The following is a 12036-nucleotide window of genomic DNA, read 5'->3' on the forward strand; positions in this document are numbered from 1 at the left end:
CCCCGGCGGCATGCCGCCGGGGAGCGCTGTGCTCGGCGCCTGCCGGGCCGACCGGGCCCGGCGTGCCGGCCGTCGCGTGCGGTCGGGTGCTGTGGTGCGGTGCGTCGGTGCCGGGACGGGGCGCGCTGCCGTCGGGCGGTGTCCGCCGCTCGGGGTCAGGCGTGCGGGGCGGGGATCGGCGCGTGGCGCCGGATGGCGTGGTACAGGTCGTTCAGCTCGGGGCGGGGCGGCATGTTCAGCTCTCCCAGCATCCGTGAGGACAGCCTCTGGTACACGCGTATCGCCTCGGCCGTGCGCCCCGCCTTGTACAGGGCCAGGATCAGCAGCCTGGCCAGGTTCTCCTCCAAGGGGTGGTGGCGCAGGGTGGTGCGCAGCATCCCCACCACGTCGTTGTGGCGGCCGACCTGGATGCTCAGCGCTGCGTACTCCTCCAGCACCACCAGGCGGACGGTCTCCATGAAGTCGCGTTCGTCGTCGAAGGCGATTCCGGGCAGCTCGCCGAGGAGGGGGCCCCGCCACAGGGCGAGGGCCTCCCCGAACATCTCCGCCGCGCGTCCCGGCTCCCCGTGCTCACGGAGGTCGCGCGCGGCTTCGACATGGATGTGGAACAGGGTCAGGTCGAGCTGGTCCAGCCTGGCGACGAGCCGGTAGCCCTCGGACCCGCTCTCGATGCGGACCTGGCGGTGGACCGGGAGGCCGGCCAGGGCCCGGCGCAGGCCCGAGACGTACTTGTGCACCAGGTTGTTGGCGTAGGCCGGATAGGTCGAACCCCAGACCATGCCGATGATGCGCTGCGTGGTCAGTGACTGGTTGGCGTTGATGGCCAGGGCGGCGAGCACCGCGCGCTGCCTGGGGGCTCCCAGGGGGAGGAAGACGGTGCCGTCGGTGACCGCCAGTTCGCCCAGTACGCCCAGGGTGGTGGTCTCAGGCTGTGTTCTGTGCATTCAGGAGCCTTTCCAGCTGACTCTTCCTCGCGTTGACGTGCTCCTGCTTCTTTCGGTTCTCCGGTCCTTCATTCCGGGTTCCGGCGCCGAGAGAATTCCAGGGTCTTGCGGGGTGGAACAGCGCTCCCAGCCGCTTCGATGCCGCCGGGGGCGCGGCGAGTCGATCATAAACACGCAGGCCATGCCTGTAAGTAATGGATAAGTTCCGCTCCGGCGCCGACCGCGGTGGCTTCGCAGCCCCTGGGGTTACGGACAAGCCCAAGGCCATCTCTTGTGTTGATAGTCACAATCCCATGACGATCATGGTCCTTGATCAATTGCGCGTGCATTTTCGCAGGTGGATGTGCTGTGCGCGGCAAAATGCGAACTTCTTTCGCGATTCGCCTTCAGGTCTTGTTCAGGGCTCCTTCAGGGCGCCTCCGGATACTCGGTCCTGTGCGGAGGCGGCCCGTGGCCCGCCCGCCCCGACACGGGAACCACCCTTCTTTGCCGTTCCGAACCTCGTCCCCCGACGCGGAGACGCCTCCCGCCCGGGGAACGTGAACGAAAGGGAAGCACATGAACCACGCAACGACCAGCGCGCAGCCGGCCGCCACCGGGGCCAGCGACCGCGTCACCCTCGCCGGGCTCGACCCCGAGCACGCCGAGGTCCGCGAACTCGACTACGACTCGACGGTGCCCCGGGGGCTCGTCCACCGCAACGCCGTCTCCGAGGTCTTCGTCACCGACTCCCAGCAGACGGGGGAGAGCACCTTCGACGTGGCCGCCCAGCTCCCCCGCGGCCACGTCATGCTGGAGTCGACCGCCTACGACCTGCCCCTGATCCTGGAGGCGTGCCGCCAGACCGGCGTGCTCATCTCCCACCGGCACCTGAACGTCCCCATGGACCGGGCGTTCATCATGCAGCGCATGTCGCTGGACATCACCGACCTCGACGGTCTGCGCCAGGGCTCCGAGCCCGGCCGGCTCCTGGTCCGGACCGAGGCCGACCTCTACCGCAACCAGGCCGGGAAGCTTCGCGGATACGACTTCCGGGGCGACGTCCTGCTGAACGGCACCGAGGTCGCCAAGGCCACCGGCGCGCTCATCTTCGTCAGCAAGCTCACCTACCAGGCACTGCGCAGCAAGGGGCGCAACGCCCTGGACTGGAGCGCGGGACCCGCGCCCCGCGCGGTCCCCGCCCGGCCCTCGGTCGTCGGCCGGCGCGACCCGCGCAACGTCGTCATCACCGAACCGGTGCAGCGCGGCGAGGAGGGCTGGAGGGCCACCGTGGTCCCCGACCACAGCCACCCCCACCTGTTCGACCACCCGCTGGACCACCTGCCTGGCAACCTGCTCATCGAGGCCGCCCGCCAGCTGGCGGTCGCGGCCGTGGCGCGCTCCAGCGGACTGGACCCGGCCACCCTGGCCCCCGTCTCGGTGGAGGCGTCCTTCTCCTCGTTCTCCGAGAACGACCTCGCCTCCGTCGTGGAGGCAGACCTGGTCCCCTTCCGCAGCGACGAGCGGTTCGGCCCGGTCATGGGCGCGGACGTCCGCGTCATCCAGCAGGGCGTCGCGGGCAGCACCTTCCGGATCGAGGTGGCGCAGTGGTCCTGAAGCGCATCGAGGCCGTCGTCTGCGACTACGGCGGCGTGCTCACCAACCCGCTCATCGAGACCCTGGAGCACTTCGCCGGGGCCGCGGGGCTGACCCCCGACGCCATCCTCACCGCGATGGGGGCCGCCGCCGAGCGCAACGGCGCCGACCCCATGGCGCTGCTGGAGGTCGGGGCCATCACGGAGGCGGACCTCGTCTCGCAGATCACCGCCGAGCTCCCCGAGGGGGGATGGGCGCTGCCCGAGGGCCGGACCTTCGGCGAGGCCTGGTTCGCCGGGCGCACCGGGAACCGGGAGTTCGCCGAGTTCCTGGGCCGGCTGGGCGGGGACGGCTACCGCATCGCCCTGCTCACCAACAACGTCATCGAGTGGGAGGAGCTCTGGCGGGCCACCGTCCCCGCCGACGACCTCTTCGAGGTCGTGGTGAACTCCGCGCACGAGGGCGTGCGCAAACCCGACGCCGAGATCTACGAGCGCCTCCTCGCGCGACTGGACCTGACGCCCGACCGCTGCCTCTTCGTGGACGACCTGGAGGCGAACCTGGAGCCCGCGGCCAGGATGGGCATGGCCACGGTCCGCTTCCGCGACAACGCCCAGGCGATCGCCGACGTGAGCGCGCTCCTGGACGCGGCGGGCGAGCCCCGGCGAGCGGCGGAGGGGGTCCTGTGAGCGCCCCCGGCCCGCAGCCGCAGCCGCAGCCGCAGCCGCAGGTGCTGGTGGTCGGCGCCGGGCCCACCGGGCTCGCCGCCGCGTGCACCCTGCTCCAGAACGGCGTGCCCTGCCGCGTGGTCGAACGCCGCGCGGGGGTCGCCGAGGAGCCCAAGGCGCTCATCCTGTGGAGCGGGGCCCTGGAGGTCCTGCGCAGGCTCGGCGTCCACGAGAGGGTGATCGGCCAATCCCTCCCGCTGGCGTCGGCGTCCTACTTCTCCGGCGGACGCAGGATCGGCGGGGTGCGCTTCGGCGGTCTGGAGGGGACCGCCTTCCCCGGCCCGGTCTGCCTGCCCCAGCCCGGCACCGAGCAGGCGCTCTACGACCGCCTCCTCGAACTCGGCGGGTCCGTCGAGTGGTCCACCCAGGTCCACTCGGCGGAGCCGACGGGGGAGGGCGTGCGGGTCGTCCTCGGTCCCTCGGGGGACCCGGACAGCCGGGAGGAGGTCTCCGCGGCCTGGGTGGTGGCCGCGGACGGCAGCCGCAGCGCGGTCCGCGAGTCGCTCGGCGTGGCCTTCGAGGGCGACACCTACGACCGCGTGTTCCTGCTCAGCGACGGGGTGGTGAGCGGCCCCGTGCCCGAGAAGGAGGCCCAGTACCACCTCACCCCCGACGGGGTGCTGGTGATCGTGCCGCTGCCGGGCGGCGGGCACCGGGTGTTCTTCGACGTCGCCCCGGATGGGGACACCGAGCCGCCCGGCGACGAACTGCTCGCCCGGCTGCTCGCCGAGCGGGGACCCGCGGGGATGCGCATCGAGAGCGTGTGGTGGCGCAGCCGCTTCCGGGTCCACGCCCGGGTGGCGCGCGAGTTCCGGCGCGGGCGCGTGCTCATCGCCGGGGACGCGGCCCACCTGCACAGCCCGGCGGGAGGCCAGGGGCTCAACACCGGCATCCAGGACGGTTTCGACCTGGGCTGGAAACTGGCCTCCGTGCTCCGGGGCGCCCCGGAGGGGCTGCTGGACAGCTACCCGCTCGAACGCCGGCCCACCGCCCAGGCGGTGGTGCGCAGCGCGGACCAGCAGACCCGCACGTGGATGGTGCGGGCGCCCCTGGCGCGCCTGGTCCGCGACACGCTCATGCGCACGCTCTCGGCGTCGGGCCTGCTGGAGAAGCGGCTGGTGCCGCAGTTGGCCCAGATCTCCCCGGACCTGCGGGAGAGCCCCGCCGTCACCGCGCCCCCGCCCGGCTGGCGGGAGCGCGAGGCGGTGGGGAACGCGGTCCCGGGCCGGCGGATCGGCGACGCGCCGTTCGTCCCCGCGGCCGGGACCAAGGCCGAGAGCCTGCACGACTACCTCGCCTCCGGGCGGCAGGCGCTGCTGGTCGGCGGCTCCTCCCGGAGGGCCGCCGACGCGGCGGCCGAGCTGAGGCGCGCGGTCCCCGAGGACGTGGACGTGCTCCTGCTGACCGGCCGCGACGGCGCGGCGCCCGACCCCGCGGCCCACGACGTGGCCCGGTGGGGCGGGCCCCCGGGGGGCGGGGGCGGGCGCGAGTGGGTGGTGCACGTGCGCCCGGACGCGGTGGTCGCCTCGGTCGCCGTCCTGGACCCCGGCTGGCGGGCGGAGGTCTTCCTCGGCTCCGCGCCGCTGCCGCGGGTCCAGCACTCCCCCAAGTAAACGATATGTGAACCCTATTGTTTAGGTGAATGATCGTCGCATGCTTATACGATACTGTGGCGACGACGGTACACGCCGTGGCGGTCGGAGCCTTCCGACCGCCACCGGCGGTCCCGCGCGCACAAGAAGAACGGGGGTGGCACGATGCTCGACGCGTTGACCGGGCTGACCACGCGCAGACCCTGGTGGGTGCTGTTCACCGCCCTGCTGGCCGTGGTCGGGGCCGTGGTCCTGGGCTCCGGGGTCGCGGACCGGCTCCGCGCGGGGCAGGGCACGGAGGACCCCCTCTCCGAGTCCGCCCTGGCGGGCGACGTCCTGGAGGAGCACTTCCCCGACAGCCGGCCCAACCTGATCCTCCTGGTCGAGGCCGAGGCGGGGGTGGACGACCGCGAGGTCGCCCGCAGGGCGCTCGGACTGGCCGAGGGGCTGGCCTACGAGGACGCCGTCGCAGGCGTCACCTCCTACTGGCAGACCGGCTCCGAGGAGCTCAAGTCCGACGACGGCTCCCGCGCCCTCATCGCCGCCCATGTGAGCGGCACGGAGGACGAGGCGGGGCCCGCCGTCGCCGCGATCGCGGAGGCCTACGGAGGGGAGCACGGCCCCCTCACCGTCAGCGTCGGCGGGCAGACCGCCGTCCTGAACGACATCGAGTCGACCATCGCCGAGGACCTCCTGCGCTCGGAGCTGATCGCCCTCCCCCTGACCCTGCTCATCCTGGTGTGGGTCTACGGCAGCGTCGTCTCGGCGGTCCTCCCCCTGCTGGTCGGGGTGGTCGCCATCATCGGGACCAACGCCGCCCTCTACGTGATCGCCGGGTTCACCGACGTGTCGGTCTTCGCCCAGAGCCTCACCATCGCCCTCGGGCTGGGCCTGTCGATCGACTACGCCCTGCTCATGGTGCGCCGGTTCCGGGCCGAGCTGGCCGCCGGGGCCGACCCGCCCACGGCCACCGCCGTCACCGTCCGCACGGCCGGGCGCACGGTGGTCTTCTCCGCACTGGCCATCTCCGCCGCCCTGGCCGCGATGCTGCTCTTCCCGCTCTACTTCCTGCGCTCCTTCGCCTACGCGGGCGTGACGGTGGTGGCGCTGGCGGCCCTCGCCTCACTGGTGGTGCTCCCGGCCCTGCTCACCCTCCTCGGCCACCGCGTCAACTCCCTGGACCCGCGCCGCCTGCTCCGCCGCCGCACCGGCGCGGTCGAACCCCTCTCCCCGGAGGACGCCGCCGACCGGCGCTGGCAGCGGCTCACCCGCCTCGTCATGCGCCGCGCCCCCCTCTTCGCCTCCGTGTCGCTCATCGTCCTGGTCGTCGCCGGGCTGCCCTTCCTCCGGGTGGAGTTCGGCATGGCCGACGACCGCCAGCTGCCCGCCGAGACCGAGTCGCGCCAGGTCATGGACGTCATCCGCGACGATTTCAGCTCGACCGCGACCGGAGCGGTCGACGTGCTCGTCCACAGCCCCCCGCAGGACACCGACGCCGCCGCCCTCGACGCCTACGCCTCCGCCCTGTCCTCCCTGGACGACGTCGACGAGGTCCGCTCGCCCCTGGGCGTGTACTCCGACGGCGCCAACACCCGGGCCCGCACCCCCGTGGACGCCCTGCGCGAGTCCGACGACCTCGCCTACCTCCAGGTGATGCCCGACCCCGGGGTGGAGGACATCTCCCCCCAGAGCCAGGACCTGGTCCGCGCCATCCGCGCGGTCGACACCCCGCTGGAGACGTCCGTCTCCGGCCAGGCCGCGGCCGTCGTGGACGCGCAGGCCGCGATCGCCGAGCAGATCCCGCTCGCGCTGACGGCCGTCGTCGTGAGCATGCTCGTCCTCGTCTACCTGCTCACCGGCAGCCTGGTCCTGCCGCTGCTGTCCGTGCTCTTCAACGCGCTCAGCCTCACCGCCATGTTCGGCGCGGTGGTCTGGATCTTCCAGGACGGCAACCTGAGCGGGCCGCTGGGATTCACCCCCACCGGGTTCATCGACACCGCCCTGCCCGTCCTCATGTTCTGCATCGCCTTCGGCCTGTCCATGGACTACGGCGTCTTCCTGATGTCCAGGATGCGCGAGGAGTACGACCGGGTGGGCGACCACCGCAAGGCCGTCGAACTCGGCCTCCGGCGCACCGGCGGCATCATCACCGCGGCGGCCGTCACCCTGGCGGTCGTCCTGCTCGCCATCGGCGCCTCCCGCGTCACCAACACGATGATGCTCGGCTGGGGCGTGGCCCTGGCGGTGGTCGTCGACGCCACCGTCGTGCGCTGCTTCCTGGTGCCCTCGGTGCTGCGCATGACCGGGCGGGCCACCTGGTGGGCCCCCGAGCCGCTGCGCCGCTTCCACCGGGCCTTCGACGCGACCCTCGGCGAGGGCGCGGCCGAGCCCGTCCGCCCGCACGGGTCAGGCGGGGACGCACCGGACACCGGGGCGGCCCCCTCCGACACCACGACCGGCCGCCCCGCGACCCCGGAGGAGGGCCCCGCGCCCGCCCCGGTCGCGGAGCCCGACAGGAAGAACACCGAGGTGGCCCATGTCCGGGACTAGGAAGGCCCTGATCGCCGGGGCCGGCGCCGCCGCCGTGGCCGCCGCCGTGCTCGTGCTGCTGCCCGCGGGCGGCTCCGGGACCTCCGCGGCGCCCGTGCCCACGGCGGAGGAGCGGGCCGAGGCCACCGCGCGCCGGATGGCCGGAGCCGACATCGTCGACGTCCCCGTCTCCTTCACCGTCACCAACGGCAACGACTCCCGGCTGCCGTGCAACAGCGACGGCGGCGAGTACACCCTCCGGGGGCACCTGACCGCCCCGGCGGCGGCACTCGCGCAGGAGGACCCCGCCGTCACCGTCTACCAGCACGGACAGGCGGCGGGGGAGTGGTTCTGGCGCATGGACGAGCCCGGCCTCCACCACGCGGAGGAGATGGCCCTGCTCGGCCAGGCCTCCCTCACGCTGGACCGGCTCGGCTACGGCTCCAGCGACCGCCCCGACGGCATGGCCCTGTGCCTGGGGAGCCAGGCCGACATGGCGTCGCAGGTCATCGCCCAGGTCCGCGAGGGCGACTACACGGTCGGGGACCCCGCGGCGCTGGACGGCGGCGTCCCGGCCTTCGACCGGGTCACCCTGGCCGGGCACCACAGCGGCGCCCAGATCGCCCAGATCACCGCCTACTCCTTCGAGGGGGCCGGGGCGCCCGACGCCCTGGTCCTGATGGCCTGGAGCGGCACCGGCGTCACCGACCGCGCCAACGCCCGCTTCTTCGGCGGCCTGGCCTCCTGCATGCAGGGAGGGGTCCCCGCCGACGCCGGCTCGGGTCCGCCCGACCCGGACGGGGACGACCCCGCCGGATACACCTACGTCGACGTCGGCGACACGTCCTTCACCAGGGCCAACTTCCACGACACCTCCACACCGGCCGCCGCGCTCGCCGCGTCCCTCCAGGACCGCACCCCCTGCGGGGACCTCGGGACCCAGGTGGAGGCACTGTCCACCGACATGCGCCGCGTGGACCGCATCGACGTCCCCGTCCTCTTCGCCTTCGCCGAGGACGACACCCGGGTGGGCGAGGGGGCCTCGCACGCCGCGCTCTTCACCGGGGCGCCGGAGAGCGAGACCGTCACGGTCGCCGGCGCCGGCCACTACCTCGTCCTCGAACCGGGCGCCGCCGCCTTGCGCGAGGACCTCGCCGCATGGCTGGAGGAGCGGTGAACCGCACGGGACCCCGCCGCCCGACCGGCGCCCACGCACGCCAAGGAGCACCCATGACCCGCCCCCTCGGACGCGCCGCCCGCCTGGCGGCCGCCGTCGCCGCGGCCCTCACCGTCGCTGCCACCACGGCCGCGGCCCCCGGGGCCCCCGGGGCCCCCGGGCCCCTTCCCGGGACCTCGTCCGGGGCCCCGCATGCGGGAGCTCCCGGGGCGGCGGGCGCCGCCGTGCCCGCCTCCCCCGCCGAACTCCCCGAGGGGGTGGTGGACCTCCCCGTGGAGTTCACGGTCGACAACGTCAACCGCACCCGCGGCCGGTGCTCCGCCGACGGGGAGGAGTACACCGTGCGCGGCCACCTCACCGCGCCGGCCGAGGTCCTGGAGGCCGAGGCCCCGGCCGTGACCCTGCTGGTCCACGGCACCAACACGGGCGAGTGGATCTGGCGGCTGGACGTCGAGGGGCGCAACTACGTCAACGAGCTGGCCGCCCGCGGCCACGCCTCGGTCACCATCGACCGCCTCGGCTACGGGTCCAGCGACATCCCCGACGGCTTCGCCAGTTGCAGCGGGGCCCACGCCGACATCGCGAACCAGGTGGTCGGGCAGCTCCGCGAGGGGGCGTACGGGGTGGAGGGGGGCGAGCCCGCCGCCTTCGACACCGTGGTCATGGGCGGCCACTCCAGCGGCGCCCTGGTCGCCGAGACCGCCTCCGTCTCCTTCGGCGACGTGGACGGCCTGCTCCTGAGCGGGTGGGCGGCCGTGGGCATCACCGACGACACCAACCGGCGCTTCCTCACCGCCTACCAGACCTGTCTGGAGGGCGGCGAGGAGCACGCCGAACCGGGCGACCCCCGCGGCTACGTCCACTTCGACCCCACCCTGGAGGACTTCCGCGAAGGGGGGCTCGGCGCCGACGCCGACCCCGCCGTGGCCGCCGAGGTGGAGGAGCACTGGGGCCGCAACCCCTGCGGCGTCATGATCTCCGAGCCCATGGCGATCCTCTACGACCTGGACCTGGTCGGGGAGATCGACGTCCCCGTCCACCTGGTCTTCGGCGCCCACGACGTCCTCCGCCAGGGCGTCGAGGGCTATCCCGGGCTGTTCACCTCCAGCCCCGACGTCACCGCCACCACCCTGGACGACGCCGGCCACTTCGTGACGGTCGACGCCGGATCCGAGCTCCTGTACGAGACGGCTGCCGCGTGGTTGGAGCGGCACGCCCCCACCTCCTGACCCTGGAAGGCGAACACACACGATGGCCTCGTCACCGACGACAACCTCACCACCGAGCACAGAAGGGGCCCCGCCGGGGCGCCCCCCGTTCCTGACCCGGCTCGGGGAGGGCCTGGCCCGGCGCCCCGGCCGGGTGATCCTGGCCTGCATCGCACTGGCCCTGGTCAGCCTGGTCCTGGCGGCCGGGACCATGGACCGGCTGCTCCTCAGCCGCTTCGAGAGCCCGGGCTCGGAGTCGGAGCGGGTCGAGCAGCTGCTGGAGGACGGCTTCGGCACCGGCAAGCACCACTTCCTGCTCCTGGTCACCGCCCAGGGCGGCGACGTGGACGCCCCGCAGGTCGTCGAGGCGGCGACCGCGCTGGAGCGGGACCTGGCCTCCCGCGAGGAGGTCGCCGAGACCGCGTCCTACTGGGGCCGGGGCGACTCCCCCGCGATGCGCTCCGAGGACGGGTCCCAGGCGCTGATCACCGTCCGCATGGAGGGGACCGTCACCGAGGCGCGCACGGCGCTCGGCGAGATCTCCCCGGAGTTCACCCGCGACGACGAGGTCCTGCGCGTGGAGGTGGGCGGCGGCGACGAGATCTTCCGCCAGGCCGCCCAGCAGGCGCAGGCCGACTTCATCCGCGCCGAGCTGATCATCTTCCCGCTGGTGTTCGTCCTGCTGCTCCTGATCTACCGCAGGGTCTCCGTCGCCGCACTGACCCTGGCCATGGGCCTCTTCTCGGTGATCGCCACGCTCGCGCTGCTGCGCGGCGTCACCTACTTCACCGACGTGTCCACCTTCGCCGCCAACCTCACACTGGTCATGGGCGTGGGACTCGGCGTCGACTACAGCCTGTTCGTCATCAACCGCTTCCGCGAGGAGCTCGCCAGGGGGAGGAAGGTCCCCGAGGCGGTCACGCTGGCGGTGGCCAAGGCCGGGCGCACCGTCTTCTTCAGCGGACTGACCGTCGCGGTCGCGCTCTCCTGCCTCATGCTCTTCCCGTTCCCCTTCCTCCAGTCCTTCGCCTACTCGGGCGTGGGGGCCGTGGTGACCTCGGTCTTCGCGGCGCTGGTCATCCTGCCCGCCGCGCTCGCCAAGGTCGGGCACCGCGTGCGCCCCAAGCGCGAGCCCGACCCCGACAGCGGGTGGTGGCACTCCACCGCCCTGAGGATGATGCGCCGGCCGATCCTGTGGGGCCTGCCCGCGCTGGGCACGGTGCTCCTCCTGGCGGCCCCGGCCACGGGGCTCGACTTCGGTCTGCCCGACGCCCGCGTGCTGCCCCAGGGCAACTCCAGCCGCGACGTCCAGGACCAGATCGAGACCAACTTCGTCCAGGAGGAGATGGACGCGGTGCAGGTGCTGGTGGACACGCCCGGAGGGGCCGACACGGCCGCCCTCGGCGAGTACGCGCAGGCCCTGTCGCAGGTGGAGGGCGTCTACCAGGTGGACGCGCTCACGGGCCGCTACACGGGCGGCCAGGAGGTCGCGGGGCCCGAGCCCGGGGCCGACGACAGGTTCGGCTCGGCCGAGGCCACCTGGTTCTCCGTGGTGCCCGGCTCCGACGCCCTCACCGACGTCGAGGACCTGATCGAGCGGATCCGGGACGTGCCCGCACCCGGCGACACGCAGATCGGCGGCTACCCGGCCGACCTGACCGACTTCCGCGAGGCCCTGCTGGGCCAGGTGCCGCTGGTGTTCGGGCTCATCCTCGCGATCACCTTCGTCATCCTGTTCCTGATGACCGGGAGCATCCTGCTGCCCGCCAAGGCGATCGTGCTCAACGTGCTCAGCCTCGCGGTGATGTTCGGGGTCCTGGTGTGGATCTTCCAGGAGGGGAACCTGTCCGGGGTGCTGGGCTTCACCGCCAACGGCACGCTGGAGACGACGTTCCCGATCCTGATGTTCTGCATCGCGTTCGGGCTGTCGATGGACTACGAGGTGTTCATGATGTCCCGGATCAAGGAGGAGTACGACCTGACCGGGGACAACACGAGGGCGGTCGCGGCCGGGCTCCAGCGCAGCGGCCCGCTGGTCACGGCGGCGGCGGTCATCCTCGCCGCCTCCTTCGCCACCTACGCCGTCTCCGACGTCCTCTACCTGATGATGCTCGGCATCGGCATGGCGGTGGTGATCCTGGTGGACGCCACCCTCATCCGCGGCGTGTTGGTGCCGGTGTTCATGCGGTTGGCCGGCCGCGCCAACTGGTGGGCGCCGGCCCCGCTGAAGCGCGTGCACGCGCGCTTCGGGATCTCCGAGTAGGACGCCCGCGTGTCGGGGGC

At 73.1% G+C, this 12036-nt stretch carries 8 protein-coding genes; 7 read left to right on the plus strand and 1 reads right to left on the minus strand.

Annotation, left to right across the window (positions count from 1 at the left end; genetic code table 11):
* Positions 1 to 155: 155 nt before the first annotated feature.
* The gene (locus ACWGL3_RS26575) at positions 156 to 944 is read right to left on the minus strand and encodes an AfsR/SARP family transcriptional regulator (RefSeq protein WP_267949169.1); all 789 of its coding nucleotides are present in this window, start codon (positions 942 to 944) and stop codon (positions 156 to 158) included.
* Between the two features lie 558 nt (positions 945 to 1502).
* On the opposite strand from ACWGL3_RS26575, the gene ACWGL3_RS26580 reads away from it, so the two are divergent.
* The 7 genes from ACWGL3_RS26580 (at position 1503) to ACWGL3_RS26610 (ending at position 12016) form a co-directional block, all read left to right on the plus strand.
* The gene (locus ACWGL3_RS26580) at positions 1503 to 2540 is read left to right on the plus strand and encodes a ScbA/BarX family gamma-butyrolactone biosynthesis protein (RefSeq protein WP_267949170.1); all 1038 of its coding nucleotides are present in this window, start codon (positions 1503 to 1505) and stop codon (positions 2538 to 2540) included.
* The gene (locus ACWGL3_RS26585; RefSeq protein WP_267949171.1) at positions 2531 to 3208 is read left to right on the plus strand and encodes an HAD family hydrolase; all 678 of its coding nucleotides are present in this window, start codon (positions 2531 to 2533) and stop codon (positions 3206 to 3208) included. The genes ACWGL3_RS26580 and ACWGL3_RS26585 overlap by 10 nt, the downstream gene beginning before the upstream one ends.
* A complete protein-coding gene (locus tag ACWGL3_RS26590) occupies positions 3205 to 4860 on the plus strand; it encodes an FAD-dependent monooxygenase (protein ID WP_267949172.1) in 1656 nt (551 codons plus the stop codon). Before ACWGL3_RS26585 ends, ACWGL3_RS26590 begins: the two co-directional genes overlap by 4 nt.
* A 144-nt stretch (positions 4861 to 5004) precedes the next feature.
* The gene (locus tag ACWGL3_RS26595; protein WP_267949173.1) at positions 5005 to 7389 is read left to right on the plus strand and encodes an MMPL family transporter; all 2385 of its coding nucleotides are present in this window, start codon (positions 5005 to 5007) and stop codon (positions 7387 to 7389) included.
* Entirely contained in the window at positions 7376 to 8545 is a 1170-nt protein-coding gene (locus tag ACWGL3_RS26600; RefSeq protein WP_267949174.1) for an alpha/beta fold hydrolase, read from the plus strand. The genes ACWGL3_RS26595 and ACWGL3_RS26600 overlap by 14 nt, the downstream gene beginning before the upstream one ends.
* Before the next feature lie 53 nt (positions 8546 to 8598).
* Positions 8599 to 9774 (plus strand): alpha/beta hydrolase, encoded by a 1176-nt coding sequence (locus tag ACWGL3_RS26605; RefSeq protein ID WP_267949175.1) that lies wholly within the window; start codon positions 8599 to 8601, stop codon positions 9772 to 9774.
* Between the two features lie 22 nt (positions 9775 to 9796).
* Complete coding sequence (locus tag ACWGL3_RS26610; RefSeq protein ID WP_267949176.1) at positions 9797 to 12016, plus strand: MMPL family transporter; 2220 nt, start codon at positions 9797 to 9799, stop codon at positions 12014 to 12016.
* Positions 12017 to 12036 lie beyond the last annotated feature (20 nt).

Source organism: Nocardiopsis sp. NPDC055824 (assembly GCF_053616335.1).

Excerpts from the sequence above, each read along its gene's own strand:
- ACWGL3_RS26600 (WP_267949174.1), top strand. The coding sequence starts at position 7,376 with ATGTCCGGGACTAGGAAGGCCCTGATCGCCGGGGCCGGCGCCGCCGCC.
- ACWGL3_RS26605 (WP_267949175.1), top strand. The coding sequence starts at position 8,599 with ATGACCCGCCCCCTCGGACGCGCCGCCCGCCTGGCGGCCGCCGTCGCC.
- ACWGL3_RS26595 (WP_267949173.1), top strand. The coding sequence starts at position 5,005 with ATGCTCGACGCGTTGACCGGGCTGACCACGCGCAGACCCTGGTGGGTG.
- ACWGL3_RS26580 (WP_267949170.1), top strand. The coding sequence starts at position 1,503 with ATGAACCACGCAACGACCAGCGCGCAGCCGGCCGCCACCGGGGCCAGC.
- ACWGL3_RS26575 (WP_267949169.1), bottom strand. The coding sequence starts at position 944 with ATGCACAGAACACAGCCTGAGACCACCACCCTGGGCGTACTGGGCGAA.
- ACWGL3_RS26610 (WP_267949176.1), top strand. The coding sequence starts at position 9,797 with ATGGCCTCGTCACCGACGACAACCTCACCACCGAGCACAGAAGGGGCC.